The organism is [Clostridium] celerecrescens 18A (assembly GCF_002797975.1).
GTDB lineage: Bacteria > Bacillota > Clostridia > Lachnospirales > Lachnospiraceae > Lacrimispora > Lacrimispora celerecrescens.
Genome location: NZ_PGET01000001.1, coordinates 2,339,294 through 2,365,585 on the forward strand (window position 1 = coordinate 2,339,294; position 26,292 = coordinate 2,365,585).

Sequence of the window (26,292 nt, forward strand, 5' to 3'; positions counted from 1 at the left end):
ATATGTATTACAAACAGTATGGAAACACCGATATGAAGGTCTCCGCCATCGGCATGGGATGTATGCGGTATGACTCAGATGATGTCAAATCAGGTAATCTTGAAAAATGCGCGGAAGTTGCACTGTATGCCCATGAAAAAGGCATCAACTACTTTGATACTGCTCCTTTTTACTGTGACGATAAAAGCGAGATCATCACAGGCATCGCCCTGTCACAGCTGCCCAGAGACAGCTACTATATTTCTTCAAAGACAAATCTGGGTACCGTAGGCGGCAGCTACACAGAATCAGATTTTCGAAGGAGACTGGAAACCACACTAAGCCGGTTAAAGGTGGACTATCTTGATTTTTATCATCTGTGGTGCGTATTGAATCTGGATTCTTTTTCCAATCAGGTGGAAATCCTTTATTCTTTCTTTGAGAAAGCCAAATCAGAAGGGCTGATCCGCAATATCGTGTTTTCATCCCATATGCAGGGAAATGAACTAGAAGCTGCCGTAGCTTCCAATCTTTTTAAGGGAATGCTCATTGGATATAATGCACTCAACTATCGTTTCCGCCAGACCGGCATTAAAGCCGCCTATGACAATGGTATGGGTGTCGTAGTCATGAATCCCCTGGGAGGCGGTCTTATTCCGGGAAATCCAGATACATTCCGCTATCTGACAGATGGAACAGACCTTACCGTGGCACAGGCAGCCTTAAACTTTGTGGCATCCCACAAAGAGATTACAATCACTCTCGCAGGCTGCACCACAAAAGAACATGTCGATGATGCCGTGAAAGCCGTGGAAAACTTAGCCGAGCGCCCCGCTGCTGGAATCTATGAAGAATATGAAAATAAGGGCATGATAAGCAATGACCTCTGCACCGGCTGCGCTTACTGCAAGCATTGTCCAAAAGATATCGATATCCCTAAATTCATGGATGCCTACAACATGAAGCTGTTGGGAAATGATATGTTCGAACGCCTGAAAGGCCACTGGCAGATATCAAAAGACTCTGCCGGAGACTGTATCAAATGCGGCAAATGCGAGAAGCTGTGCACACAGCATCTGCCCATAATAAATAGACTTGCTGAGATAGCAGGTTAAAATAACGGCAGTCTGCCATGCAGGCTGCCGGTTCGTTTACCAGTCCACTGGTTTTCCACATGGAGCGGTAAGCAGCAAAATAAATCCCATCTTTTTTAATCCTTCAATCAGTGCTATAATAGGAAATGCAGGATACGCTTGCTGCGGCCTGTAATTTTATGCAATGATTGGAGTGATACCTATGAATATCGTATTATTAGAATCCCTGGGCATTCCGGACAGCCTTTTGAATGAATACGCAAAACCGCTGACGGAAGCCGGCCACTGTTTCACCTCATATCCAAAGGATACAGACCCTGAAGTCCAGATCCAACGGGCCAAACAGGCAGATGTCATCATGATTGCCAATATGCCTCTGTCCGAGCAGGTAATATCCGCCTGTGAGCATTTAAAGTTCATAGATGTTGCATTTACAGGGGTTGATCACGTAGACCTGGAAGCAGCAAAAAAGAAAGGGATCAAAGTCAGCAATGCAGCCGGATACTCTACCGAGGCCGTGGCAGAGCTTACGATCTGCCTCATGCTCTCCCTTCTTCGCAACGTTCCCCAGGTGGAAGCCCGGTGCAGAGAGGGGAAAACCAAGGATGGCCTGGTAGGCTGCGAAATTATGGGTAAAACCGTAGGAATCATAGGTGCAGGAGCTATCGGTACAAGGGCTGCTGAACTCTGTTCCGCCTTTGGCTGTAAGGTTCTGGGATACAAACGGCATCTGACTGGGGACGAGCATTCATTTATTGAATTCGTATCCCTTGACGAGTTATTATCCCGTTCTGACATTGTAAGCCTCCATTGTCCTTTAAACGATGAATCCCGCCATTTAATAAACCGGGACACAATTGCAAAAATGAAACAGGGCGCATACTTAATCAATGCCGCCAGAGGGCCTGTGGTTGATTCTGATGCCTTGGCTGAAGCATTAAATAACGGTTACCTTTCCGGTGCCGGAATCGATGTTTTCGAAACAGAACCTCCCCTTAATCCGGATCATCCACTTCTTAAAAGCAAGAATACCATCGTTACCCCACACGTGGCTTTTGCCTCAGTACAATCCATGGATGCCCGGGCAAAAATCGTCTTTGACAACATCAAAAACTGGCTGGAAGGCTGCCAGTCTAATATCATTATTTAAAAATTGAAGCCGAGTAAAAAATATGGGAATTTTTGTCTCATTTGTATAAAAAATACTTGTAATTCAGAATCTTCGTGCTATAATTTAGACATGGGGATATAGCTCAGCTGGGAGAGCGATGCGTTCGCAACGCATAGGTCACGAGTTCGAGTCTCGCTATCTCCATGTGATGGAAGTATAGCTCAGCTGGGATGAGCGTTCGCCTCACACGCGAAAGGCCATGGGTTCGAGCCCCATTACTTCCACTATCTTAAAACCCTAGTAAATGCAAGAATCCCTTGCAAATACTAGGGTTTTTGATTCGACCTTTGCAATTGTCTTTCTAGTATAACGATATACTATCACATCCTTTGTTTTTCACATTTGCTCCTCCGTAAAACCTTTTAAGTCCAAAAATCGGAACCATTCTTACTTCAAAACAATCTAGAATACCACTTTCATCACGTTTTCCACTTACTTGGTAAATTGTATTCACTGGTAACCCTTTCATACTTGAATTAAAGTTATCCTTTTTTATATTTTTCTTTAGCTGCCTCTTATTCACCCTAGTCTCCTCGCTGTTCTTTGTTCGCCAAGTCCCTCAATCAGTTAATTATTATCAATAAAATCTCCAAAATCTCCTAATATTTATATTAATATTACAATTATATATCACCAATATTGACTTTGCAAGAATACGCTTATGACGGAATTTAAATTTATTTGCTTTTGAAACCTTCATTATTGCAACTTAAATAATACGAGGCTATCCGTTTTTTGTATAATAATGTCCGAAACCCTGTAATAACTTGCAGTATTGTGTCGTATTTTCAGACATTAACAGTTAATCCACAATTATTTCCACAACATTGTGGATAAGTGTCATTTTGTATATAATAAGTCAATCAAGAAAACGCCTATCGTACAAATTCTGACAGGCGTTTTCAAAAAGGAGGCACAGTATGAACAAATCACTATGGATTATTATGTCGTAGTCATTTAAACCTTTACACCATTAAGATATAAATTTTCGGCATGTCCTGTGACTATCTTTGATATCTTTTAATAAAATTATTTCTACATTCTCCACTCGACGATATCTTCCATGCTTTTACGCGGCCGCGGCCTGGGACATTCATCTGGATGTCCAAATGACATAGCTGCGACCAGAGTGCCTTCTGTGCTTAACCATCTGCTCAGTTCTTCATAGGCAAAGTAAATATCGCAGATCCATAAACTTCCCAAGCCTAATTCTGTAGCTGTAAGTGTCATGTTTTCCATGGCAGCACCTATGGATTGGGCATTGCAAATTTCATAAATCCTATCTTCCTGATTAAGGCGATCCGATAATTCAATACCCAAAGGATTTGTTACAAATACTGTTATCGGAGCTTGTTTCATAATTTCCAGAGTATATTCAGCCGCCGCCAAATGTTGCTTGCTGTTAGGAAGCAGGGATAAGCCTCCTCTCTCTCGTAAAAGCCCCTGCTCCATTGACAAAAGCATTTCATTTTTTGACTGACCGCTCACAACAGTAAATTTCCAGGGTTGTCTATTCTTTGACGATGGTGCAAGTCTTCCAGCATTTAAGATCTCTTCAACCATTTCTTTCGGTATCGATGTAGCTTTAAACTTTCGAATGCTGCGCCTGTTTGATATCGATTTTAACATTTAGTTCTCCTAACTCAACTGAGAAATCCGCTTTACAGTGTATCATAATCCTTATTAACTATTAAATTTCACTTTATCTTAACTTTTTGCTGAAATATAGATTTAAGTCATCATCGTTGCAATAAGTTCCATTCGGTTCTGCTATTTTATCTTTATACCATACACCTTTGCCATCGGGTATGTAACCACGTTTATGATACATTCTTTGAGCGCTGCCATATCCGCTGTGTAAACCTACACCAAGATAGACGGTATCCGAATATTCTGAAGCAACTTTTTCAGCAGCATCCATAAGTTTAGAACCGATTCCACAGCAACGGTATTTTACTAATACACCAAAATCAACAATTTCACAATACCCCATATTTGCAAAAGAGCCCCAAGAAGCATTGATATACACATTGATATATCCAGCCACGTTACCTTTGTATTCCGCAACAAGTGCAATGGATTTACCAGCAGTGTTATCCGCTAACCTCTTTAAATACTTTTCTTCATTTGCCTGCCATCCCTGTGCTATTTCTTCCTTACAAATATCTTTAGGGTCTGTTTCAGTCATTGTTCTTATTAGAACCTCTTCATCGTAGTAATAAACCATACCTGCGCCTCCCATTATAGAAATAATAAGTAATTCAAACTCTTGCTCCAGTATGATTTTATCTAAAAAAAAAAGAACTATCAATATATAGTTTTAAATATTGATAATAATAAACCAAGACTGCACAAATATTACGTCAGACAACGACAAAGTCTCATTACTATCCGTATCCCATAAAAAGCAAAAAACACCGGATTTCTTGTAAATGCAAGAACTCCCGGTGTTTTTGTTCTTCATAAACATTAATTGATTCTTGCCGAGGCACTTTTATCGCAATTAGTATTTACCCAATTTCATATGTCCTGCAAGTTCTGTTTTAGATCTTTGTTTAATTACCCATGCTTCATCCTTTGCCTGAGTGAAAGCGGATACACATTTAGGATCTAAATTATCCTCAATTCCTTCCTTGCTTAATGCGATGATTTTTTCTGCTAACGTGATGATTTCCATGTGAATGGCATTGGTACGGTCAGAACGATATATTTTCTCCGCATCTTCTTCATTAAGCTCTTCAAATTTCTCAGCACCCATTTTACACTTTGGACATTTTTCAGGTGCAGTCTCCCCTTCATAAACATAGCCGCATACCGTACATCTAAATAACTTCATCATAATATGCCTCCTTAGTTGAAAAATAATTTAATACCTAATGAATATTATATTACCTGCTTTGCTATATTTGTCAATCTATTATAGAAATTTTATCATTTTACTTTATAACTTCAGTAAATTCCTCTGTCCAACCGGTCCCCTTTTTCAGCCTCCTCCTTTATATCTGCAAGGGTTCTGCATTTATGGAATACCGGGATAATCCTGCCGCCGGCAATCGGCAGGATAGACAACCATTTTATCAAAATCTTTAACAGATCCAGGATAAAACAAACCTCTATGCTGCTCATAATAGCACTCCTGCTGCATAATATAAAACAAATGCTCCTTTTGAATCAGACCTGGAGGCTGAAATTTGGAAAAAATTCTGGACAATGACTTCTATGACCTTATTATTTACAATGTTTCAATCCCCATGTATGCTTCCGGGGATAACATTACTACGCTGAATTTCAGGCACTCTTTAGCTCATATTCCTAAGACTAGCTCAGATCCCTGCAACCTGGGCTTGTATCCTTATCACAGCTTTCCAACTCTCTATGTGCCGACTTCCACCATCAGCATTGAAAAATCAGGAATCGGCACGGTTCAGAGAAATCCTTTTTTAGGCCTGTTTGGGCAAGGAATCATCGTTGGAGTCATAGATACCGGAATTGATTACCAGCACCAGGCCTTTCTTTATAATGATGGCACCACCAGAATCCTTTCCATCTGGGACCAATCCATACAGAACGGTCCTATTCCTGAGGGTTTTACATTTGGTACTGAATATAGAAAGGAAATTATCAATCTGGCCCTGAAATCAGATAATCCATTATCCGTTGTACCTTCCGTCGACACCAACGGCCATGGCACGTCCATTGCCAGCGTAATCGCCGGCAAGCCAAATGCCGAAGGTACCTTTTCCGGCATTGTTCCGGAATCCGAACTGGTGATTGTAAAGCTGAAAGACGCAAAGCAAAATCTGAAGGAAATCTTTTTTGTACCGGAAGACACCCTGTGCTTTCAGGAATCCGATATTATACTTGGAATACGCTACTTAAATTCCTTTGCGCAAAGTGTAAGCCGTCCTGTGGTCATATGCATCGCCCTTGGCAGCAGCGGCGGCGGGCATGACGGCAGCGGCGCACTCAGTAATTACCTGAACTACCTGGGAAGACTTCCCGGTATCGGTCTTTCTGTTTCAGCAGGGAATGAAGGAAACGACCGCAGGCATTACTTTAACAACACAACAGAGCCGCCCTTTTACAATGACTTTGAATTAAGAGTTGGAGAAAATGATAAAATGTTTTCCATGGAAATATGGCCTTACGCTCTTGGACGGTTCGCTGTTGATATTTCCACGCCAAACCGGGAATCCACTCAGCTAATTTATCCAACCATTGGATCCTGCAGAATGTTTAACTTCATTTTTACCCCAAGTGAGCTCTGGGTGAATAATTTTATATTTGAGGAGGAAACCGGTGACCAGCTGATATTGCTGCGTTTTAGGAATGCGCTTCCCGGGGTTTGGAGCATCCGGATTCAAAGCATTGATAATGAGCCCATATCCTTTCACTCCTGGCTGCCTTCCGGAGATCTTCTTTCAAATGAGACCTTTTTTCTTAACCCGAATCCGGATACAACAATAACGTCTCCCGGCAATGGTCTCCATCAGCTGACGGTTACTGCCTATAACCAGTTTAATGACAGCATACTCATAGAATCTAGCAGAGGCTATACAAGAAGCGGGCTGGTCAAACCGGATATCGCCGCCCCTGGCTACGAACTTCCCTGTGCCATCCCCAGGAATCAGTATGGATCCATTACCGGAACAGGGGCTGCTGCTGCCCATACGGCCGGCGCCATTGCCATGATCCTGGAATGGGGCATTTCCAGAGGAAATTATACTTCCATGACCGGATACGATGTCAACCGCCTGATTATAAGAGGGGCCCGGCGGGAAGGGGCTAATGTTTTTCCAAACAACGTATGGGGATATGGCCAGTTGGATGTAAACAATTTGTTTCGCAGGCTTACCAATGTATAAGCTGTCTTCTATGACCGGCATATGCCTCTGGATTCCGGATCATGAAATGAGCCATCGGGCAGGATCCGGCAGTTTGATACGCATAAGGGTGCCCCTTCCTATGAAAACCATAGTTCAGGGACACCCTTTAAGATTTGGATTTAATGCGCCGCTCAGTCCATTAAGGATATGTGATATTTAAACTTCCTGTAGAATTTCCATATGATAACAGCAGGCATACTAAAAAACAGATATAGAGTGGACAACCCACCTATAATTGCATAAACAATAATTAATAAAACAATAACGGCATTCATATATCACCCCTCCTATTCTGTCTCTATTTTAGTGAAAATTACCAATAAAAGGAATAGAGAAACGATAATTTTAACATCATCTTAACAACACGCCATCAAAACGAATCCTATAATAAAGTCAAGCAAAGAACACTCTCATTTCATTGCAGCAAAGCCTGACGGAAGCAGAAGCATCTATTGCACGAATTGTTATATAGACGGAAAATTGAGCCTGATCTAACAATAAAAGAAATGACTGAGATAATGGTTCCTGTCTTAGGGAGATCCATAGGCGAGCAAGAAGCAAGAAAAGAATAACAGCTGTGCTGCCAACTACGTTGGAAGCAATCATAAGCAGACAAGGAAACTGATCCCTGTTGGTTATCATTATCCTAATTAGGCTGAGCATCAAAAAAACTAAATAATCCAACCTATATCTTTCTTTCATTCATAATTCACTTGCCACAAATCCAAAATCTCTGTATAGTAAATCTGAGGTGATAAATCATGCGTGTAGTTACAAGAATAAGAATCGGTAAAGATAAAATTTTTATTGGCAAAGGCGTAAAAGAAATGTTAGATGCCATTGAACTGTGTAAATCTATAAAAAAAGCAACGGAACAAACAGGAATTTCCTATCCGAAAGCCATTCGAATGATACGGACTCTGGAAGAAGAACTGGGATTTCCTGTTGTTATTTCTGAAAAGGGCGGGAATGAACGGGGAGGAACACGTTTAACTGAAAAAGGCAAAGAAGTTCTTGAGACATATCGGAGAATTGAGAAATCCGTGGAAGAATACGCAGAAAAGCTGGTTGAACAGGAATTTCGTTTTTAAAAGACAGGGCTTAATATTTCCAAAACGTATAATTTTTCAGCCGCTGCGCATACTCAACTCGTGAGGTGATCATATGAAACTTTTGAGTCTCTGCGAGATTATTTTTCGGTGCGCTTTATTTGCGTTGGCAGTTTATCACATTTTCAAACGGGAATTTAAGTTCATGAAATCCGCAATCTTAGTATTGGCATTGTCCTTCTTACCGGAACTTCTAAATGCCGTTTTTAAAATAAGAATTGACAGCTTCAGCATCCTCGTATATTTTACCATCATATTCATGGCATTATACCTGGGCAGCTCGTACCGTTTTTATGATAAATATAAATGGTGGGACCGGGCGATCCATTTCCTGTCCGGCATCGGGTTTGCTGGCTTTGGGATTGCATTTGCCGGAACAGGCTCCGGCTTTATTAAATTGGTGATCCTGTTGTTTGGTTTTACTTTTTCCGTAACACTTCATGTGATTTGGGAAGTGCTTGAATATATAAGCGACTGTATCACTCATGGGAATGCGCAGCGCTGGCAAAAGGTCCATACTTCGAATAACCATGTATCTGAAAAAGCACTTCAGCCTGCCGGTCTTGTGGATACGATGAATGATGCGATCTGCTGCATAACAGGTGCTGGTCTTTCCATTCTTGTCTGGTGGTTTTTTATTTAATTTTTTCTTTACCTCCCTTTCAGGCAGTGTCTGCCAGGAAGGGAGGTTATCTTATGCTTCTGAATATTTTTTTTAAAAAACCTCATAATACTTATAAAACGAATTGAGGTGATTCTATATGCCAAACAGAAATGTAATTCCGGAAGCAAGGGAGGCTCTTGACCGGTTTAAGTATGAAATCGCCGAAGAAACCGGCTTCCCTTTAAAAAGCAATGATTATAGCAAAATGACATCTTATCAATATGGTTATATGGTTAAAAAGATGATTGAAGAGCAGGAAAAACAGATAATGAAAAGATCTTAATACAAAGAGGTTTAAAGATGGGAAATTATACAAGCGGTGCGGAGTTGCCGGTAGGTCTTGGTTTGGCCCTTGAAGAATACAAAGCAATGGATTATTTTTTCTCCTTACCCACCCAGGCGCAGCAGCAAATTATCGATCATACGCAAACGGTACAGTCCAGAGAAGAAATGCTTTCGTATGTGCAGTCTATCGTGGCAGCAAAATAAAAGAAACAAATCTCCAATAAAAAAGCAGTCACTCTTGTAAAAGGGCAAACACCCTTACAGGAGTAACTGTTTTTTTATAATTAGTAATAATAAATAATAAACTCCGGCAAGGGGCGTCTGCTACCGGAGTTCATCCCTCCAAAATGCCACTTTCTTCTCATTAATTTCCTTTATCTTCTCAGGCTCCATTTTAAAGTTTCTCCTGATATCCATTAATCCATTGACTTCCTGCTGCACATCCGTAACCTGAGTGTAACAATAGCCGCATACATAGGGGATCTCCTTAATGGCAGTCGTAATACTCTCAAACCTATTTAAAAACTCCTCTTTAGTATTGACCTTGTTCCCATACCCCCAGCCCTCTTTGTCACTGTCAAACGCGATGCCGCCAAACTCACTGATCATTACCGGCTGGCCCTTGTAAGAAAAACCGTTGGCAAAAGCTGATTTAGAGGTGGAATGGTAAACCTCTGCCGCCAAAATTTCATCCTTGTATTCAGTATAACGCTTCTTAAGCACCTCCCCCTTCTCTTCATAGTCATGCAGGGTGATGATATCGGAAACCGTATGCTCCCAGCCATCATTAACAATTACCGGACGGTATTTGTCAATGCTTTTCGTCAGGTGATAAATACCCTCGGTAAAATGCTGCTCACTCCTGTTCGTCTCGACCCGGGGTATCCCCCAGGATTCATTTAACGGTGTCCACGTGATAATGGAAGGATGATTATAATTCTGCTTAACTATATCAAGCCATTCCCTTGTAAACAGTTCCACTGCGCGGTCGGAATAAACATAAGCGGCAGGTGCCTCACTCCAGACCAGCATCCCCTTAACGTCACACCAGTAAAGAAACCTCTCATCTTCTATCTTCTGATGCTTCCTCAAGCCGTTGTACCCCAGGGCATGTATTTTATCAATATCTTCAATCAGCGCTTCCTCATCCGGCGGCGTCAAATGGGTTTCTTCCCAATACCCCTGATCAAGGATCAGTCTCTGATATAATGGTGCCCCGTTTAAAAGAATGTTTGGACCATCGATCCGGATCTCACGCATTCCAAAATAGGACCCAACTTCATCATACACTTCTCCATTATAAAGGGTACGGAAGCAGATATCATAAAGCCGGGGTTCCGCCGGGGTCCATGTACATATCCCCCACGGGCTATCTGCCTCGGCTGCATCCAGATCAATGAAAGTCTTTGTGGGATTTTTCCCTATGCCGGTCAGTGTCTTTATTACAAATCTGCCACCAAAGCTGACAGCTGCCTCTACCTCCAGCCTTCTCCCGTCAAGGGGGAATGGACAGTCCACGTTATATTCCAGTTCAAGCCCTCCCGACTGTAAATTGGGGGTCATTTTCACCGAGCTTAAGCTGATGTCCGGTACATACTCCATCCATACGGTCTTCCAGATTCCCGTCGTCTGCACATACCAGCAGCCAAAATTTTCAGAAACCCACCGCTGCTTTCCCCTTGGCTGCTGAGGATCCATATGATCCTCAGCTTTTACGACTACAAGGTTTTCCCCTTCCTTTACAAGGTTTGTGATATCAAAGGAAAAACGGGAATATCCACCTTCATGCATACCGGCAAATTGCCCATTGATCCAAACCTTTGTCAGGAAGTCGCTCCCCTCAAAATGAAGAAACAGCTTATTTCCTGATAATTTTTCTTTTACCGCCTGGAATCTGCGGCCATACCACACATAGTGGTGTACCCCTTCGTCATGGATATTACTTTTCTTTGTTTCATAAGTAAAGGGTACGCATATCTCTTTATCCGTATGGAAGCCTTTATACCAGCTTTTTACTTCTCCTTTATTGTCATCATCAAAATCGAAGTCCCAAATACCGTTTAAATTGATCCAGTCCCTACGGACAAACTGTGGTCTTGGATAATCCTTTTGATAGCATAGCATGTAATAATTCTCCTTTCCTCTTTCCAGCCTGCTCATCCCTTAACGCCGGACATCGTGATTCCCTGCACGATCTGTTTTTCAAATATAAGATAAATAATGATGGCAGGGATGGATGCGATCATATTAGCCGTCATCGGTTTCACATAATCCACGGTATAGGTTCCGGCAAAAATTGGAATACCCACAGGCAATGTAAATTTACTGCTGTCCATGGCGCAGAGCAGAGGCCACAGATAATTATTCCAGCTTCCGATAAATGCGAAAATGCTGATGGTAGAAATCACTGCCTTTGATAAGGGCATGATGATCCGGGCAAAAATCATAATCTCTCCGGCTCCATCGATCCTTGCGGCTTCTATGAGGGAATCCGGAAGGCCCTTAAAAAAGGTCACCATAATAATCAGATTCATGGATACTGCCACGGACGGAAAAAGCAATCCTGCGTATGTATCAATCAGCTTTAATCCATTGGCAGTAATAAACAGCGGCACAATGGTCGCTTCCCCCGGTACCATGAGTCCTAACAAAAAGTAAATATACAGTTTATTTCTCCCCATAAATTTAATTTTTGCCAGAGCATAGGCTGCCATGGCGGAAAACAGGACTGTTAAAACAGTAACAAGCACTGCAACGATTACGGAATTCATCAGCCACTTGGCAACATCGGAACCGATGATCAGATCCAGATAATTCCGAAATGTATAGGGAGGCGTAAACCAGCTGCCCACGCTTTTGATCTGCTTTCCCTCATATTGAAGGGATACGAAAAAGGCCCAGATCACAGGTGCCAGAAAAATGACGGCCAGCCCTGCGGACAAAAGGGTCAAAGCCACGCTCCCTGCTTTTACTTTCTTACGCTTCATCTTCCCTTTCCCCCTTCCTCTGAACCGCCTTCTGGATAAGCGTACATATGACCAGAATGGCAAACAGCACATAGGACATGGCCGCAGCATAGCCCATATTGTTCTTCGTAAATCCCGTCTCATAAATATATTGAATTAAAGGCTTTGTACTTCCTGCCGGCCCTCCTGCCGTGATTAACTGGATCTGGCCGAATACCTTAAAACTAGCGATAATCTGCAGCATGACGATCAAGTAGGTGGTTGGCTTTAATAAAGGCAGAACAATGGAAAACAGCTGCTGCCACTTCGCCGCTCCGTCGATTTCCGCTGCTTCGTAAATCTCCGGTGAAATATCCTGCAGAGCCGATAAATATAATAGCATGGAAAATCCCACGGTCCACCATACGGTCATCATGGTTACTACCGCCCATGCATGATTTGTGTCAATCAACCACTGGATTTCCGATCCCGGACCTAAAATCCCGGTCAGATGCAGAACTCCATTTACAAACCCCATATAGGGTGCAAACATGTATTTTGCTATAAAGGACGCAACAGAAACGGATATAATACTGGGAAGATAATATGCGACCCTTAACCCACGCCTGATTTTCACCGGCCTGTTGGCAAACAGCGCCAGTATCAAAGCCATGATCACCAGAAAAGGTACGGAAAGGATGACAAAGATGATCGTATGTTCCAGTGCGTCAACAAACTTCTGATCCGATAAAAATTTAGTATAATTATCCAGTCCTACAAATTTCACCTTACCCATTAAGGACCATTTATGCAGGCTCACATACAGCCCCTGAATCACCGGCCATATGGTAAAAACCGTATATAAGGCCAAAAAAGGAAGGCACAATCCCAGGCCTGTAGCCATATCTCTTAATTTTCTGCTTCTGCTCAAATTACTGTCCTCCCTAACCATGCAATCCTTTTCTACAAAGAGGGGAGAACGATCCCCCCCTCTGTTTCATTAAAAGTTTACGGAAGGTTTGACTCAAGCTCATCATACAGGGCATCTATTCCGGAAGCAGCATCTCCCTTTCCTGTCCAGATGGTGTCCAGGCTGTCGATCATCCCTTTCTTCATTCCGTTAAAGGTAGCTACCTTTGCCGGAAGGACTGCTTTCTCCACCTCAGACATGTAGCTGCTTCTGTATGGAAGTGCCTTATAAGCGTCACTTGCAAGAACCTCCTTGCATGCCGGGATCTGGCCGGAGCCTGCCCAGGTCACGCCGCCTTTCATAGATGCTGCTACCATGAATTCTACCGCTGCTTTGCTGTCGGCTTCATTCCTGGAATTCTTTGTAGGAAGAATGAAGGTATGGGAATCAGCCCAGCAGTTATCGGTATCAAAAAGCTTGGGGAATGCCATGGGTATAAAGCTTAAGTTATCTGTCTGCTCAAAAGCACCTACCGCCCAGGTTCCGCCGATGCAGATTCCCGCTTTTCCGGTCTGGAAGAATTTCTGGTGGTCGTCAATGCCTTCTGCAACATAACCCTTGTCATAAAGTCCCTTTACAAACTCCGCCGCTTTTACTGCCTTTTCCTTGTCAAGGGTAACCTTCTTGCCGTCATCGCTGACGATAGGGGTTCCTCCCATCTGGAAATAGGTTGCCCACCACAAACGGTATGGATCGTCTCCATTATTGGTAATAGCAATGGTGGTGCCATCTTCCGGGATCACGGCCTTGATCTTATCACAGACAGCATAAAAGTCATCCGCGCTCTTAATATCAACGCCTCCTGCCGCATTCAAGGTCACGCCGGCCTTTTCCAATATCTCTTTGTTGAAATACATGATCTCTGCATGAGTGTCCAAAGGAACCGCATAGACTTCCCCGTCAAAAGTCACGGCATCAATGGAGGCCTGTGAATAATTCTGGCTTAAATCAATCCCCAGCTCGTCAAGATAAGAAGTGATCGGCTGTACCACACCGTCTTCCACCAGCTGAGGAAGAGAGGAGGCATGAGAAATGCCGATATCCGGCCCTTTTCCGGCAGCAACGGCTGTCTGGAGCTTTGTATAATAATCCGCCCATACCAGCATAATGGACTGTACCTGTTTCGTCGGGTTCGTGCCGTTGTACTCCTCAATCATTTTGGTCATGAAACCGCCGTCGCCGCCGCTGAATAGAGACCACATGACAAGCTTGTTGGCATCCACTGCCACCTGCTCCGGATTGTTGACCGTTCCGTCATCATTAACATTCTTTGTTTCTTCCGCTGCTGCTGACGTTTCTCCACCGGAAGTTTCCTTGCTCTCCTGGGTCCCCTGTACCGCCTGGGTACCCGCAGTTGTCTGCGTTGATGCGCTGCTTCCGCATCCTGACATTGCCGCCATAACCAGTGCCGCTGCACCTAATGCAGCCATCCATTTTTTGCCCTTTCTCATAATTACCTCCTTGTCTTGTATTGTTACCTCGCAAACCATAAAACAGCCTGTCGTTTTTTGTCCAATAAAAGCTCGGCTAACAACAGTAATACTGTTTTAATAAATCAACAATACACCTTTTTGTTGTGTTAGTCAATATATTATTCTCTATTTTATTTAATATTTTGTATATTTTATCTATTTACAACAGAATTACTGTTTTATCTTTAATTTCTATCATTTAGAAAAATAGAATTCCTGTTATAATCTATCGTTTTCTTCTCCCATGCGCAAGGCAACGAAAAAACAACCGCCCGGAAAATATGCATATTTTCCAAGCAGTTGTTTTATATATCCCCATATATCATCAATATTCGATTTCCATAATAATATCCTGGGCATAATCGCCGAAGGTCTTACCAAAAAGGTTAAAGCCGCCCTCAAATTTTGCATCCTTACGATTCCCGATGGTCATGCTGATAAAGGCGTTCTCCGAAAGCCCGATGTCATTGATTCTGACTTTGGAGGCCCGCTCTCCATTGATATAGCTTCCGTCTCCCTTGATCTCCCATTTTACCAAAAGACCGTATTGGGTAGAACCATTAGGCCATAGGGAGGGGATAAATCTCCCCCTTCTGGACCCGAAGTCTCCCGGACAGCACCAGGTGGCGCATTCCACACCGTTTACCCACATGGTAATGTCGGACTTCCAGTCCTCCGCATAACCAGGAGCTTCCGAGCATATCTCCATGGAAAAGGACAGCCGTACGGGCCGTTTCCCTGAAGGGAGCTGATTGGGGAACCGGTATTCCACATGGCCTTTGGAGGTCCACAAAAGACCGGCTTCTATCCGTTCCGGCAGATAAAAGCTGTATACCTTATCCTCCATTCCCACCACTCCAGAGGGAGTATATAAGCCGCAGGTAGGAAAAATACTGCAGTCCACAAATGCGCCTACCGGCATTTCGACGCTTAATACCTCATTGATCTGGCTGCTTCTGGGCAGGAAGCAGAGATTGGCATAATCCTGTTTCCGGCTGCATACCTTCATGGTCCCATGGCTCCCCGGCTGTTCTTCCATACGGATCAAATCCGCCGCCTCAAGAAGCTTCAAATGGAAAGCAGCGCTTGACTGGGGAAGATCAAGAGCTTCCGCGATCTGGCTGATTGAATAATTGTCCTGGTATAACAGCTTTATGATCTCCAGCCGGACAGGTGACGAGATCGCCTTACCAAACTCACAGATCTCTTTGATATTTTCCAGAGTATACTCCTTTATTTTTGCCATGACCCTCTCTCCTTTTACTCTTTTTTTACGCCTCAGGCGCTCAAAGACTCCCCCATAGATGATATTTATCATACATTATTTCCGGTTACGCTGTCAATCCTGGTCATTCTTTTGTGCTTATATTTTCCATTATTGGAAAATTATTATCTTAACGAAAAATAAACTTTAAACGGAAAAAATATTACTGTTTTATATCGAATTTTATGATAAAATAAAAAAAGTTTCCTCATTAATAAATTTGCCCATAATATTATCAAATTTGGTTGTTTGGCATTTGTTTTCTTTGATGATGAAAGAATAAATTAAAAAAGGAATCCTATGGAATGATAGGACTGGTTAAACTATGGAACCGAAATTAGAAAAGAAGTATGGCCTTTTTACAGCTATTGCAATGGTTGTAGGCATCGTCATCGGAAGCGGAGTGTTCTTTAAGGCAGAAAAGATCCTTACGGCGACCGGCGGTAATTTAAAGGAAGGCATCCTGGCGTGGGTGATCGGTGGTATCATAATGATCTCCTGCGCTTACACGTTTTCTGTAATGGCTACTAAATATCAGTTTATCAATGGTGTGGTAGATTACGCAGAAGCAACAATGGGAAAAAAATATGCCTTTTATGTCGGCTGGTTTATGGCAGCAATTTATTATCCCACAATTACCTCGGTGCTTGCATGGGTCTCCGCCCGGTATACCTGCGTTATCTTTGGCTTTTCCATTACAGGCGGAGAATGTATGACCATAGCCTGCCTTTATCTGGTTTCAAGCTTTACAATGAATGCTTTATCTCCTGTTTTGGCAGGAAAATTCCAGGTAAGCACTACGGTTATCAAACTGGTCCCCCTTTTCCTAATGGCAGTTGTCGGAACATTTGCAGGAATCCGAAGCGGTATGACCATGTATAATTTCACCCACTACGTGTCCCAAAGCACTACTAACGGGTTGTTTACGGCTGTTGTCGCAGCAAGTTTTGCCTACGAAGGCTGGATCATTGCAACCTGCATTAATGCAGAATTAAAAAATGCAAAGAAAAATCTTCCTTTGGCTTTGATTGCAGGTACTTTTATTACTATGTCTGTTTACATCCTTTATTATATCGGTTTAGCCGGAACGATTAAAAATGAGGTGATGATGGCTGGCGGTGAAACCGGTGCTAAGCTGGCATTCCAAACAGTTTTCACCTCGGCAGGCGGTTCCCTTTTATTTGTTTTTGTCATCATTTCATGTCTGGGAACCTTAAACGGGCTGATGCTTGGCTGTACACGGGGAATTTATTCTATCGCTGCAAGGGGTCTTGGACCTAAGCCCAGAGTTTTCAGCCAGGTAGATCCAGCGACTAATATGCCAGTTAATTCCGCAATTATGGGATTGTTTCTTTGCAGCCTCTGGTTATTTTATTTTTATGGGGCAAACTTAACCGACAACTGGTTTGGGTTCTTCAGCTTTGATTCTTCTGAATTACCCATTATTACAATTTATGCCCTGTACATCCCTATTTTTATTATGTTTATGAAAAAAGGGAAAGAGCTTAACTTTTTCAACCGGATCCTTATGCCCTGCATATCCCTTGCAGGCTGTATATTTATGATTGCTGCCGCCTGGTTTGCCCACGGAGTTGCTGCAATCGCTTATCTGATCGTGTTTTTTGTTATCATGGCATTGGGCGCTGTGCTTTTGCATAGGACAAAACGGCCAGTGAACGAGATTTAACAGAAACAGAAAATTTATAAAGATATCCTGATGGCCGCTTTTTGTAACGAAAAGCGGCTTGCTGTTTACAATATGCCTTTACAAATTTAATTTACAGATATACAATGGATCGAAATATGATATAAATGTCTGGAGGGAAAATCATGCAAAGGGAGAATATTCGGTTACGCCAGGAAAGAGCATCCGATTACCGGATCGTTGAAGAATTGACAAGGGAAGCATTCTGGAATCATTATGTACCCGGCTGTAATGAGCACTATTTGGTGCACATGATGCGGGAGTCAGAGTCATTTATAAAAGAACTGGACATCGTCGCCACGGAAAATGAAACCCTTGTCGGAAACATCATGTATACAAAAGCCATTATAAGGTGTGATAATGGGGAGATATATCCGGTTATCAGCTTTGGCCCAATTTCAGTTTTGCCTGAGCTACAAGGGCAGGGAATCGGAACCTTACTCATCGAACACACCAAAAAGCTTGCAAAGGATTTGGGCTGCAAGGCAATTTTAATTTATGGCGACCCCTCCTATTACAGCAGATTTGGTTTTGTACCGGCTGAAACATACAAAATTGGTACACCTGACAATATGTATGCCGCTCCATTACTGGCTTTCGAGCTGATTGAGGGGGCATTGTCCGATTGCCCCGGACGTTTCTTTGTAGACCCGATATTTGATATTGACGAAGCAAAAGCAAAAGAATTTGACAAACGTTTTCCAAATAAAGAACTGCAAGATTCTTCCCCATCTCAGGAACGGTTTCTTCAACTGGTTAACATGCGGACACCAAGAATATGAGCACATGATTTCATATCAAAGGAGATTTTTATGAATGATAGAACGCTTGCCGTTAAGACTGTTACATTAGCTTATTTCTCTGGAACAGGAGGCACAAAAGCCATTGTATCCTGCTTTAAAACCCAGTTTTTTAAATCAGGAATACATGCAAATGTAATCGATATATCTTGTTGCAATACATATCATGAAGAAAAAGCACCGGAACTTCTGATCATTTTCTCTCCTGTATACGCCTTCAGGCTGGCCTCTATCGTGGAACAATGGATAAAGAATCTGCCCCAAGCACAGAATATACCTGCCGCAGTTATCTCAGTTTCCGGAGGAGGAGAAACTTCACCCAATACTGCCTGCCGCGTTCCCTGTAAGCGTTTGCTGGTAAAAAAAGGATATCATGTGATCTATGAGAAAATGTTTGTTATGCCGTCAAATTATGCCTCTCAGGCGGAATACCAAATAAATCTCCAATTGCTTAATGTCATTCCGCTAAAAGTTACCCAGGCCATCACAGAGATCTTATCAGGTAAGATATCCCTTACAAAGCCCCGGGCTCTTGATCGTTTTTTTGCATTTATAGGCAAAGCAGAGCACTTTGGTGCAAAAATCTTCGGCTTAACTATCCATGCTTCAAAAGAATGTACCCAATGTGGTCTATGTGCAAGAAAATGTCCGGCTAATAACATTAGGATCCAAAACGGACTTCCAAAATTCGGATCTAATTGTATGTGGTGTTTGAAATGCATCTATGATTGTCCGCATCGGGCCCTTTCTCCGGGGGTTTTTAAGTTTTCCGTTTTAAAAGACGGCTATAACTTAACAGAGATGAGCGTGCAGGCGAAAACCCAGTGCGATGCAGAATATAAACCCTCTGGAGGTTTGCTCTGGCAGGGAGTTATCGATTATTTAAAAGAATAGCCTTCTGTAAACGAGATGCCGCTTCATAGCTGATTCACAGCTGCGAAGCGGCAACCTCTTTATGAAACATCGTCATGCTTATTTCCCGTTTTGTAATCGTCTCTAGCCCAGTTTGGAGCATTGATCGGACCGGCCTTGTCATTTCCATTTTTCGCAGCACCCTGGATTTCCGGCACATGGGCCTGCTCATTTTTTGGTCGATGCATTTTCTCATGATTCTCCGTTCCATGATTGTTTGAATCATAAGGACTCGGCCTTCTCATACCTGCTTTTGCCATAATGATACCTCCTATCTGTCGATAGTTTTTGTATTTCCCCGGAAACTATGCAGATAAAATCATGAAATGACCGGTAATTACTTTTTTAACGTTTTACTTGCTTTTTGTCCTGTATCATCAGATATCTTTTATTGTTTCTTCACACCAAAGAATCGTACCCTCGCAGGATATGATTCCTTTTCTAAGAACCGCTTTGATAAATCGTGACCGTTCCTTCGTTATCTCCCTGATTCCCTTCTCTAAATCCCTTTGCATATGAAGATATTGTTCCAGCTTTTTTTCATGTATTTCTTTATAATCATTCAGCATCCGGATTACGCTTTCCTTGGGCCGGCTGCTTGAGAATAATAATTTAAGCATAAACTCAGAGCGCACCGGTTGGAGCAAGGTCTCTTCTAAAAGCCATGCATCAAACTCCTGCTTTCCTTTTTCAGTGATTCGATACTCCACTTTCCTGGCATTCTTTTCCACAGATACAATATCGATCAATCCATCCTCCAATAATTTTTTCAGCGTTGGATAGATATGCCCAAAATTTTCATTCCAAAATCCCGCAAGCACCGTATCGCAGTACTTCTTGATATCATAACCAGTGCCTGGTGATAAACTTAAAATCCCTAATATTGCATACATGGATTTATTTTTCAAAGCCATGGCTAACCCCTCTCCTTCCATGTCATCCCAAATCGTTCCACTTCCTTTACGACCCGTTCCAGATCCCCTGCTTCCCTCATCTTTTGAGAGACTTGGATACAGTTTTCTTTTATTTGCCTGTTCAAAAGAAGGGCTTCTGTTTTAGATTTAAGTATTTCTGATGATAGTTCTTTCATGCTTTCTGCCATGCCCAGATGCATGGAAACAAGCCGTTTTGCCACCATATGCTGGTCATTTACCTGCGGTAATGCAAGCATCGGCACTCCAAAATACAAAGCTTCGTTCACACTATTAAAACCTGCATGGGTTATAAATACATCCGCCCGTTTTAATACCTCCAGCTGCGGGAAATAACTCTTTACCATAAAATTTGATGGCATTTCAATCAACTCAGAAACATCACACTTATTTCCAGTGGACATACATACAAAATAGCCAGTGTCACAAAATGCAGAAATACACAAATTATAAAAGTCAATATTATCTGTATTAAGGCTCCCAAGAGAAATATAAATTAACGTTCTGTCCCCTATCTCCCTAAAATCAATATCCGATGCTTCCTGATGCCTGTCAATGGAAGGGCCAGCAAATAAATATTCCGGTTCCTTCATACTGTTATCTCCGTTAAATTCTCTGGTAGTGTATATGATATTCATATCTCCTTTGCTGGTAAAAACCTGATCCAGCCCTGGCTTCTCAATACTGTATTTTTCACAGAGTCTTTCTAGAATCTGATAGCAATGATCCAATTGTGAGTGATATCCTTTTACAAGCATCTCCTCAGGAACCGGAGCCTTACTCATGGCAAAGGAAGAGTGGGAACACAATACCGGTATCTTGAGAATCTGTTTTAAAAAACAGGCTCCTCCAAAGATGGAATCGCAAATAATTACGTCATACTGGTTTTCAGCCACATTTTCCAGTATTTCCGGAAGCATCACTTCATCATATTGTAACATATATTCCATAAGCATAAAAAACGGATGCCTGTCCGTTGGCCGGTAATCCTTTAAAAACAGATCCAAGTGACTGCTGTAGCCAATCCAGCCCGCTCCGGCCTGTATGACACTATCCGAAAACTTGGCGGAGCAAAAATAGTTGACTTCGTTTCCTCTACCAGTCAACCTCTTTACCAGTCCAAGTGTTGGGTTTATGTGACCGTATAAATTTGCATTTACAAACAAGACGTTCATTTTTCAGCCTCCTTATATCACTCTGATATAGTTATATTATATCAGAGTGATATATATGTCAAGCATGAATTAAGTAAACTTCCTCATTTAACTCTAATTTAAAAAACAGAGAAATCAGGTTTTTCAAACCAAACGTCTCTGTTCTTTTACAAATCCCTTTCGACTATCCTATATCTTCTAACAATCTGTATCCCACTCCCATTTCTGTTATGATGTATTGAGGATTTGCCGTATCTTTTTCAATTTTCCTTCTCAGGTTTGCAACATTTACCCGGAGGGCTTTGCTTTTGTTCACATAAGGTCCCCAAAGTTCACGGCATAGAAATTCATGTGTCAATACAGTGCCTGGATTCAGAGAGAGAAGGACGATAATCCGTTATTCAATGGGAGTTAAATGGACCGTCTCTCCTGCTACCGTAACGATTCTCTTATCATAATCAATATATAAATCCGCCGATTGAAATGGCTGATTCAATATGCTGTTCTTTATTTTCGATATATGTCCTCTCCGCAGAGCTGTTCCGATTCTTGCCACTAGATGTTTAAACAAAACGGACAATTTCTTCCAGTGGCTTGCGGGATTTTTTCCGTACGGTCTGATCAACGGGATACCCAGCTGCAATTAACCCGCAGATATGCTTTTCCAACGGAATATCCAGCAGCTTAGCAACCTTTTCTCTATCAAACATTCCCAATATACAAGTTCCGATTCCCTGTGATTCGGCTTCCAGGCAAAGGTAAGCCATTGCCGCTCCAATATCGCCGGGAGCAAAATACTGGCTGTCCACAAGGCTTTTTACGTGAGGCATTAAATTTGCATGTTCTTCAACCACAACAAAAAACGCCCGTGCTTTAGAAGCAAATCCATTCCCCATCTGCTGAGCCGTTTCCGCTACCTTTTCCATAAGCTCCGGATTTTCGACTACCACGAAACTCCAGGGCTGACCATTACAGCCGGAAGGTGCCAGGTGAGCTGCCTCAACACATTTCACCAGCTTTTCATGTTCTATTGACTGATCTTTAAAATTTCTGCAGCTTTGCCTGCGAAGGCATAAATCCATAAAATCTTCCATTTTAATACTCCTTTCTATGAAAGCCTTTTATAAGGCAGAATAAATATTTTAATCTTGTTTTAAAGGGATCACCATATTCCAGGTGTTTTCCGCATCAAAAAAGCTTTCTGTCCCGTCGCTTGTTGCAAAGAACATATGGGTCGCCGTACCGTTTTCGAATAAGATAAAGGGCCGATCTAAATTACCCATCTGACGTACTTTTCCATCATCCCATAATACCTGACGGGAATAAACCCGTTCTCCCAGGTTAAGAGTCCAATCAAGTCCGTTCTTAGAATAACCGTGGACGCCTCCATATTTTTCTCCGCAAATGTTTCCATGCATGTCTTTTGCAATCATCTGATAGTAAGGTCCTTCTTTCCAGATAAACGGGTCCTCAATCTCTATGGATTCATCTACAAATAACGGTTTTTCCCGCATCACTTGATATGGTCCAGAAACATTCTCAGCCATTGCAGTCCCGATTGTCATCTGTCCATACGTATCTCCTGTATATGGCATCGGTTTATATGACCTCGCTTTAAAGAGAAGAACGACGGAACCATCTTCTTTTATGTACGGTGCCGGATTCGAAGTCAGATAATTGTCGAAATGTCCTGGCCTGGTTGGAAGTATCGGACTGTCATAACGTGTCCATGGTCCAAAAATACTTTTTGCGGTTGCCATTCCGACTCTTTTGTTCCCACGGGCTACAATCGAACGATAGTCGTTGTGGACCAGTCGTTCTCCCTCCTGTAAATCCGGAAATGGATGGGTAGAACCTGTATAATACAATACGTATGTATCTCCCCATTTTGTAATTTGAGGATTATGTGTCATCCTCCCATCCCAATATTCAGCTCCTCTGGCTGGGAGAATCACCTCTTCAAACTGATATGGTCCCTCCGGCGTATCGGAACTGGCGCGTACAATTTCTGACAGGGAAAGCCAGCCTGGATGCATCGGCTGTGATTTCGGCCAGCGTGATGCAAACATATGATACCGGTTATCTTCCCCTTTGATCACAGACCCACACCATACCCAGTATCCTTCCATCCGAAAGCCTCCGCCAACTGGAGCCGGAAGCATTCTTTTCTTTAAATCAATTGGATTTCCCATCTGCATTTTCCTCTACTAATAATCAACGTTAGACAAAAACTGTACCATAAGACAATCAGTACAGTTTTTACCAGTTGCTTCTATTTTATTATATCATCCCATACTGCATTTATTAAGTAAAATTTCTATTATTTTACAACTCCTTTTTGCAGCATGATATTGGCATACAATGCCTTTTCTCCTGTAGCGATTAAAGCATAGGCTTTCTTCGCCTCCCGATAAAAATCAAAACGCTCCAGATACCCTGTTGCTTCCTCACCAAGCTCCTCTTTTTGCATTATAATCCTTTTATAATCTTCCCAGATCGGAACTTCCGTCTGATCGCCTTCCACAACTTTCATTAAATGCACTGGTTGTTCTACATAACGGTCAAGAGGAAATACTGACAGAACGGCTTCCAGAATATCTGGGACGGAATGCCCATCCATACGAATCACATTCCAGTCTTTTCCAACTGATTCAGCCGGAAAATTACCGTCAGCAATCACCAGCACGTCTCCATGCCCCATCTCACACAATACTTTAAGAAGATCCGGCGACAAAACCGGAGGAATTCCTTTCAGCATACCTGCCTCCCCATTTATTTATTATATTTTTTGTATCCCGGATGTCTTCCTGTCACACCATAGCTTTCTCTCATGGAAATCAGCCGGCCGATATTCTCCTCGGTGATTTCCTTTGCCCCGCCTAACAAATGGGCATTCAGACTGATTTTTGCAAACAGTTCCAGGGTTTCCATCCGGTAATATGCAGTGAGTAAGTCAGCTCCTACCACCAGGGCACCGTGATTTTCCAACAATACGGCATCGTGATTTTCCAGATACGGTGCAATCGCATCCGGCACCTCATATGTAGATGGAGTCCCATAAGGGGTGACCGGTACAGAGCCCAATGCAATTACGGTCTCAATCATGGAGTATTCGTCAAGGGCCTTGCCAGCCACTGCATATCCTGTTGCAACTGGTGGGTGGGCATGTAAAACGGCCCCTACATCCTCTCTCTCTTTATAACAGCGCAGATGCATTTTAATTTCAGAAGACGGGCGGAATCCATCAAGTCCTTCTAAAATATTTCCATTCTCATCAATGCGGAGCAGCCTTTCCGGCGTAATGAAGCTTTTGCTGATACCGGTAGGCGTCACTAAGTAGCTCCCATCATCCAGTTTAACTGACACATTTCCATCATTGGCTGCCACCCAGCCTAACTGCCACATCTTGTGGCAGATATCACAAATTTGTTCTTTTAATTCTTTATATTGACTATCTATCATCGTTCTTCCTTTCTTAGAAATTCCCCCGGTACCACTGATATGCCTCTTCCCACTGATCGGCTTGCTTTGGTTCATATAGAACCGGCTCCACAGATTCCGCCAGTACCTCTCTTGCTTGCTGCAAATCCGAAAACTCATGATCCGCTATATACTGGACCATCACATTACCAAATGCAGTTGCTTCTATCGGACCGGCAACCACCGTGCAGTTACAGGCGTCAGCAGTCATCTGACAAAGCAGCCTGCTCTGAGCACCTCCTCCCACAAGATAAATCGTGGAATATGTTTTTCCCGTACACTCTGCAATTTCTTCCAGAGCATTCCGGTAAGCCATAGCCAGACTTTGGTTTATGCAGCAAATGATTTCCCCTTCTGTCTCCGGTACCGGCTGACCAGTTCTTCTGCAAAAGCTGCGGATCCGTTCTGGTACATCACCTGGCGGAAGAAATTCCAGAGCATCCGGCGTAATAAAGCTTTTTAATATCTCAGCCTTAGTAGCCATCTCCTCCAGCCCGGCAAAATCATAGTTCTTTCCTTCACGGAGCCACTGTCTCCGGCTTTCCTGCACCAGCCATAGACCAATGATATTCTTAAGGAACGAATACTTTCCCTCCACCCCAAGCTCATTTGTTATGTTATATTTCAGCGACTTTTCACTGATCACCGGTGAATCCAGTTCTGTTCCCAGAATGGACCAGGTTCCGCAGCTTAGGAAGATATAATCTTTCTCCTGTGTCGGAATTGCTGCCATAGCGCTCTGTGTATCATGGCCGGCGACTGCAATGACATTCGCCGGCAGTATTCCAAGCTCTTCGCAGATCGAACGGCTTACTTTTCCGGTTACGGTTCCCCAAGGTACCAGAGGTGTGAACAATCTTTCCGGCAGATCAAGCCGCTTTATCACTTCCCATGACCATTGTTTTTCTCTCATATCAAAAAGCTGAGTTGTTGATGCGATGGAGCATTCACTTTTTTTCTCTCCCGAAAGAAAATAGCAGAATAAATCCGGCATAAGCAAAAGGGACTCCGCCTGCTTAAGGAGTCCTGGCGAATCCGCACGGAAAGCCAGAAGCTGAAACGCCGTGTTGATTTCCATGAACTGATTACCCGTGATTTCATAAAACCTTTTTTTATCGATCATCTGCTCACTTTTTTTAAGATAACCTTCCGTACGGTTATCCCGGTAATGCACCGGATTGCCAAGCAGCCTTCCCTTAGAATCAAGCAGGCCATAATCCACACCCCATGTATCAATTCCGATACTGCCAAATCCGCCATAGTTTTTGGCCTTTAAAAGTCCATGCTTTATCTCATAAAACAGCCGGGGAAAATCCCAGTACATCGTATCTCCCATAGTGACAGGATCATTTGAGAAACGATGGATCGTTTCTAATGTGATTCGTCTGCCATCATAACTCCCCGCCATGATCCGCCCGCTGGATGCGCCAAGGTCCGCAGCTAATACTTGTTTTTGAGTCATAATTTCCC

29 protein-coding genes, 2 tRNA genes and 1 pseudogene are annotated in these 26,292 nt (G+C 42.7%); 12 read left to right on the forward strand and 20 right to left on the reverse strand.

Annotation, left to right across the window (positions count from 1 at the left end; translation table 11 throughout):
* Positions 1 to 2 precede the first annotated feature (2 nt).
* From H171_RS10860 to H171_RS10875, 4 genes are all read left to right on the forward strand, one after another.
* Positions 3 to 1,094, forward strand: a complete 1,092-nt coding sequence (locus tag H171_RS10860) for an aldo/keto reductase (RefSeq protein ID WP_100305159.1) — start codon at positions 3 to 5, stop codon at positions 1,092 to 1,094.
* Between the two features lie 181 nt (positions 1,095 to 1,275).
* Positions 1,276 to 2,223, forward strand: a complete 948-nt coding sequence (locus tag H171_RS10865) for a 2-hydroxyacid dehydrogenase (protein WP_100305160.1) — start codon at positions 1,276 to 1,278, stop codon at positions 2,221 to 2,223.
* A 92-nt stretch (positions 2,224 to 2,315) separates the two neighbouring features.
* Positions 2,316 to 2,388: transfer RNA gene (locus H171_RS10870), tRNA-Ala, on the forward strand.
* A gap of 6 nt (positions 2,389 to 2,394) precedes the next feature.
* A tRNA-Val gene (locus tag H171_RS10875) sits at positions 2,395 to 2,468 on the forward strand.
* 77 nt (positions 2,469 to 2,545) lie between these two features.
* Here the strand turns inward: H171_RS10875 and H171_RS10880 are convergent.
* The 5 genes and pseudogenes from H171_RS10880 to H171_RS24165 form a co-directional block, all read right to left on the reverse strand.
* Complete coding sequence (locus tag H171_RS10880; RefSeq protein ID WP_100305161.1) at positions 2,546 to 2,767, reverse strand: hypothetical protein; 222 nt, start codon at positions 2,765 to 2,767, stop codon at positions 2,546 to 2,548.
* A gap of 512 nt (positions 2,768 to 3,279) precedes the next feature.
* Positions 3,280 to 3,873 carry a nitroreductase family protein gene (locus tag H171_RS10885; protein ID WP_100305162.1) on the reverse strand — a complete coding sequence of 198 codons (594 nt, stop codon included), beginning with the start codon at positions 3,871 to 3,873 and terminating at the stop codon, positions 3,280 to 3,282.
* A gap of 73 nt (positions 3,874 to 3,946) precedes the next feature.
* On the reverse strand, positions 3,947 to 4,471 hold the full coding sequence (locus H171_RS10890) for a GNAT family N-acetyltransferase (RefSeq protein ID WP_100305163.1): 525 nt from the start codon (positions 4,469 to 4,471) through the stop codon (positions 3,947 to 3,949).
* A gap of 495 nt (positions 4,472 to 4,966) precedes the next feature.
* Positions 4,967 to 5,080: pseudogene (locus H171_RS24890) on the reverse strand (rubredoxin-like domain-containing protein); the annotation flags it as partial.
* 113 nt (positions 5,081 to 5,193) lie between these two features.
* On the reverse strand, positions 5,194 to 5,370 hold the full coding sequence (locus tag H171_RS24165) for a hypothetical protein (RefSeq protein WP_157803147.1): 177 nt from the start codon (positions 5,368 to 5,370) through the stop codon (positions 5,194 to 5,196).
* 65 nt (positions 5,371 to 5,435) lie between these two features.
* Between H171_RS24165 and H171_RS10900 the strand changes: the two genes are divergently transcribed.
* The 5 genes from H171_RS10900 to H171_RS10925 all read left to right on the forward strand — a co-directional run bounded on the left by H171_RS10900 (position 5,436) and on the right by H171_RS10925 (position 9,392).
* Positions 5,436 to 7,109 carry a S8 family peptidase gene (locus H171_RS10900; RefSeq protein ID WP_186802528.1) on the forward strand — a complete coding sequence of 558 codons (1,674 nt, stop codon included), beginning with the start codon at positions 5,436 to 5,438 and terminating at the stop codon, positions 7,107 to 7,109.
* 782 nt (positions 7,110 to 7,891) lie between these two features.
* Positions 7,892 to 8,221, forward strand: a complete 330-nt coding sequence (locus H171_RS10910; protein WP_100305165.1) for a winged helix-turn-helix domain-containing protein — start codon at positions 7,892 to 7,894, stop codon at positions 8,219 to 8,221.
* A gap of 73 nt (positions 8,222 to 8,294) precedes the next feature.
* Positions 8,295 to 8,882: a hypothetical protein gene (locus tag H171_RS10915; protein ID WP_100305166.1), complete on the forward strand. Its 588-nt coding sequence runs from the start codon at positions 8,295 to 8,297 to the stop codon at positions 8,880 to 8,882.
* Positions 8,883 to 9,000: 118 nt separating this feature from the next.
* Complete coding sequence (locus H171_RS10920) at positions 9,001 to 9,186, forward strand: alpha/beta-type small acid-soluble spore protein (RefSeq protein WP_100305167.1); 186 nt, start codon at positions 9,001 to 9,003, stop codon at positions 9,184 to 9,186.
* Positions 9,187 to 9,203: 17 nt separating this feature from the next.
* Positions 9,204 to 9,392 (forward strand): hypothetical protein, encoded by a 189-nt coding sequence (locus H171_RS10925; protein ID WP_100305168.1) that lies wholly within the window; start codon positions 9,204 to 9,206, stop codon positions 9,390 to 9,392.
* A gap of 120 nt (positions 9,393 to 9,512) precedes the next feature.
* On the opposite strand, the gene H171_RS10930 is transcribed toward H171_RS10925, so the two are convergent.
* The 5 genes from H171_RS10930 to H171_RS10950 all read right to left on the reverse strand — a co-directional run bounded on the left by H171_RS10930 (position 9,513) and on the right by H171_RS10950 (position 15,821).
* A complete protein-coding gene (locus H171_RS10930) occupies positions 9,513 to 11,312 on the reverse strand; it encodes a glycoside hydrolase family 2 protein (protein ID WP_100307492.1) in 1,800 nt (599 codons plus the stop codon).
* A gap of 32 nt (positions 11,313 to 11,344) precedes the next feature.
* The gene (locus H171_RS10935; RefSeq protein WP_100305169.1) at positions 11,345 to 12,175 is read right to left on the reverse strand and encodes a carbohydrate ABC transporter permease; all 831 of its coding nucleotides are present in this window, start codon (positions 12,173 to 12,175) and stop codon (positions 11,345 to 11,347) included.
* The gene (locus H171_RS10940) at positions 12,165 to 13,064 is read right to left on the reverse strand and encodes a carbohydrate ABC transporter permease (protein ID WP_242976935.1); all 900 of its coding nucleotides are present in this window, start codon (positions 13,062 to 13,064) and stop codon (positions 12,165 to 12,167) included. Before H171_RS10940 ends, H171_RS10935 begins: the two co-directional genes overlap by 11 nt.
* Before the next feature lie 77 nt (positions 13,065 to 13,141).
* Positions 13,142 to 14,554: an extracellular solute-binding protein gene (locus H171_RS10945; RefSeq protein ID WP_100305171.1), complete on the reverse strand. Its 1,413-nt coding sequence runs from the start codon at positions 14,552 to 14,554 to the stop codon at positions 13,142 to 13,144.
* A gap of 346 nt (positions 14,555 to 14,900) precedes the next feature.
* Positions 14,901 to 15,821 (reverse strand): ArsR/SmtB family transcription factor, encoded by a 921-nt coding sequence (locus H171_RS10950; protein ID WP_100305172.1) that lies wholly within the window; start codon positions 15,819 to 15,821, stop codon positions 14,901 to 14,903.
* Positions 15,822 to 16,164: 343 nt separating this feature from the next.
* Here H171_RS10950 and H171_RS10955 point away from each other — a divergent pair, with 343 nt between their 5' ends.
* The 3 genes from H171_RS10955 (at position 16,165) to H171_RS10965 (ending at position 19,238) form a co-directional block, all read left to right on the forward strand.
* Positions 16,165 to 17,526 carry an APC family permease gene (locus H171_RS10955; RefSeq protein ID WP_100305173.1) on the forward strand — a complete coding sequence of 454 codons (1,362 nt, stop codon included), beginning with the start codon at positions 16,165 to 16,167 and terminating at the stop codon, positions 17,524 to 17,526.
* A gap of 143 nt (positions 17,527 to 17,669) precedes the next feature.
* Complete coding sequence (locus H171_RS10960; RefSeq protein WP_100305174.1) at positions 17,670 to 18,326, forward strand: GNAT family N-acetyltransferase; 657 nt, start codon at positions 17,670 to 17,672, stop codon at positions 18,324 to 18,326.
* 30 nt (positions 18,327 to 18,356) lie between these two features.
* The gene (locus tag H171_RS10965) at positions 18,357 to 19,238 is read left to right on the forward strand and encodes an EFR1 family ferrodoxin (protein WP_100305175.1); all 882 of its coding nucleotides are present in this window, start codon (positions 18,357 to 18,359) and stop codon (positions 19,236 to 19,238) included.
* 59 nt (positions 19,239 to 19,297) lie between these two features.
* Here the strand turns inward: H171_RS10965 and H171_RS10970 are convergent, their stop codons facing one another.
* The 10 genes from H171_RS10970 to H171_RS11010 form a co-directional block, all read right to left on the reverse strand.
* The gene (locus H171_RS10970) at positions 19,298 to 19,516 is read right to left on the reverse strand and encodes a hypothetical protein (RefSeq protein ID WP_100305176.1); all 219 of its coding nucleotides are present in this window, start codon (positions 19,514 to 19,516) and stop codon (positions 19,298 to 19,300) included.
* A 117-nt stretch (positions 19,517 to 19,633) separates the two neighbouring features.
* Positions 19,634 to 20,170 carry a PadR family transcriptional regulator gene (locus H171_RS10975; RefSeq protein WP_166433608.1) on the reverse strand — a complete coding sequence of 179 codons (537 nt, stop codon included), beginning with the start codon at positions 20,168 to 20,170 and terminating at the stop codon, positions 19,634 to 19,636.
* A gap of 2 nt (positions 20,171 to 20,172) precedes the next feature.
* On the reverse strand, positions 20,173 to 21,363 hold the full coding sequence (locus H171_RS10980; RefSeq protein WP_100305178.1) for a macrolide family glycosyltransferase: 1,191 nt from the start codon (positions 21,361 to 21,363) through the stop codon (positions 20,173 to 20,175).
* A gap of 163 nt (positions 21,364 to 21,526) precedes the next feature.
* Complete coding sequence (locus tag H171_RS10985; protein ID WP_330404288.1) at positions 21,527 to 21,736, reverse strand: winged helix-turn-helix domain-containing protein; 210 nt, start codon at positions 21,734 to 21,736, stop codon at positions 21,527 to 21,529.
* 3 nt (positions 21,737 to 21,739) lie between these two features.
* The gene (locus H171_RS24805) at positions 21,740 to 21,913 is read right to left on the reverse strand and encodes a response regulator transcription factor (protein ID WP_330404206.1); all 174 of its coding nucleotides are present in this window, start codon (positions 21,911 to 21,913) and stop codon (positions 21,740 to 21,742) included.
* Positions 21,906 to 22,436, reverse strand: a complete 531-nt coding sequence (locus H171_RS10990) for a nitroreductase family protein (RefSeq protein WP_100305179.1) — start codon at positions 22,434 to 22,436, stop codon at positions 21,906 to 21,908. The genes H171_RS24805 and H171_RS10990 overlap by 8 nt, the downstream gene beginning before the upstream one ends.
* A gap of 48 nt (positions 22,437 to 22,484) precedes the next feature.
* Positions 22,485 to 23,534: a glycoside hydrolase family protein gene (locus tag H171_RS10995; protein ID WP_242976936.1), complete on the reverse strand. Its 1,050-nt coding sequence runs from the start codon at positions 23,532 to 23,534 to the stop codon at positions 22,485 to 22,487.
* A gap of 128 nt (positions 23,535 to 23,662) precedes the next feature.
* A complete protein-coding gene (locus tag H171_RS11000; RefSeq protein ID WP_100305180.1) occupies positions 23,663 to 24,100 on the reverse strand; it encodes an RbsD/FucU family protein in 438 nt (145 codons plus the stop codon).
* Positions 24,101 to 24,114: 14 nt separating this feature from the next.
* Complete coding sequence (locus H171_RS11005; protein ID WP_100305181.1) at positions 24,115 to 24,804, reverse strand: class II aldolase/adducin family protein; 690 nt, start codon at positions 24,802 to 24,804, stop codon at positions 24,115 to 24,117.
* Between the two features lie 13 nt (positions 24,805 to 24,817).
* On the reverse strand, positions 24,818 to 26,284 hold the full coding sequence (locus H171_RS11010) for a rhamnulokinase (RefSeq protein ID WP_100305182.1): 1,467 nt from the start codon (positions 26,282 to 26,284) through the stop codon (positions 24,818 to 24,820).
* Positions 26,285 to 26,292 lie beyond the last annotated feature (8 nt).

Bases quoted from the DNA above. Each gene is read 5' to 3' on its own strand.
- H171_RS10860 (WP_100305159.1), top strand. From the start codon at position 3: ATGTATTACAAACAGTATGGAAACACCGATATGAAGGTCTCCGCCATC.
- H171_RS10865 (WP_100305160.1), top strand. From the start codon at position 1,276: ATGAATATCGTATTATTAGAATCCCTGGGCATTCCGGACAGCCTTTTG.
- H171_RS10885 (WP_100305162.1), bottom strand. From the start codon at position 3,873: ATGTTAAAATCGATATCAAACAGGCGCAGCATTCGAAAGTTTAAAGCT.
- H171_RS10890 (WP_100305163.1), bottom strand. From the start codon at position 4,471: ATGGTTTATTACTACGATGAAGAGGTTCTAATAAGAACAATGACTGAA.
- H171_RS24165 (WP_157803147.1), bottom strand. From the start codon at position 5,370: ATGAGCAGCATAGAGGTTTGTTTTATCCTGGATCTGTTAAAGATTTTG.
- H171_RS10910 (WP_100305165.1), top strand. From the start codon at position 7,892: ATGCGTGTAGTTACAAGAATAAGAATCGGTAAAGATAAAATTTTTATT.
- H171_RS10915 (WP_100305166.1), top strand. From the start codon at position 8,295: ATGAAACTTTTGAGTCTCTGCGAGATTATTTTTCGGTGCGCTTTATTT.
- H171_RS10920 (WP_100305167.1), top strand. From the start codon at position 9,001: ATGCCAAACAGAAATGTAATTCCGGAAGCAAGGGAGGCTCTTGACCGG.
- H171_RS10925 (WP_100305168.1), top strand. From the start codon at position 9,204: ATGGGAAATTATACAAGCGGTGCGGAGTTGCCGGTAGGTCTTGGTTTG.
- H171_RS10930 (WP_100307492.1), bottom strand. From the start codon at position 11,312: ATGCTATGCTATCAAAAGGATTATCCAAGACCACAGTTTGTCCGTAGG.
- H171_RS10935 (WP_100305169.1), bottom strand. From the start codon at position 12,175: ATGAAGCGTAAGAAAGTAAAAGCAGGGAGCGTGGCTTTGACCCTTTTG.
- H171_RS10945 (WP_100305171.1), bottom strand. From the start codon at position 14,554: ATGAGAAAGGGCAAAAAATGGATGGCTGCATTAGGTGCAGCGGCACTG.
- H171_RS10950 (WP_100305172.1), bottom strand. From the start codon at position 15,821: ATGGCAAAAATAAAGGAGTATACTCTGGAAAATATCAAAGAGATCTGT.
- H171_RS10955 (WP_100305173.1), top strand. From the start codon at position 16,165: ATGGAACCGAAATTAGAAAAGAAGTATGGCCTTTTTACAGCTATTGCA.
- H171_RS10960 (WP_100305174.1), top strand. From the start codon at position 17,670: ATGCAAAGGGAGAATATTCGGTTACGCCAGGAAAGAGCATCCGATTAC.
- H171_RS10965 (WP_100305175.1), top strand. From the start codon at position 18,357: ATGAATGATAGAACGCTTGCCGTTAAGACTGTTACATTAGCTTATTTC.
- H171_RS10970 (WP_100305176.1), bottom strand. From the start codon at position 19,516: ATGGCAAAAGCAGGTATGAGAAGGCCGAGTCCTTATGATTCAAACAAT.
- H171_RS10975 (WP_166433608.1), bottom strand. From the start codon at position 20,170: ATGGCTTTGAAAAATAAATCCATGTATGCAATATTAGGGATTTTAAGT.
- H171_RS10980 (WP_100305178.1), bottom strand. From the start codon at position 21,363: ATGAACGTCTTGTTTGTAAATGCAAATTTATACGGTCACATAAACCCA.
- H171_RS10990 (WP_100305179.1), bottom strand. From the start codon at position 22,436: ATGGAAGATTTTATGGATTTATGCCTTCGCAGGCAAAGCTGCAGAAAT.
- H171_RS10995 (WP_242976936.1), bottom strand. From the start codon at position 23,534: ATGGGAAATCCAATTGATTTAAAGAAAAGAATGCTTCCGGCTCCAGTT.
- H171_RS11000 (WP_100305180.1), bottom strand. From the start codon at position 24,100: ATGCTGAAAGGAATTCCTCCGGTTTTGTCGCCGGATCTTCTTAAAGTA.
- H171_RS11005 (WP_100305181.1), bottom strand. From the start codon at position 24,804: ATGATAGATAGTCAATATAAAGAATTAAAAGAACAAATTTGTGATATC.
- H171_RS11010 (WP_100305182.1), bottom strand. From the start codon at position 26,284: ATGACTCAAAAACAAGTATTAGCTGCGGACCTTGGCGCATCCAGCGGG.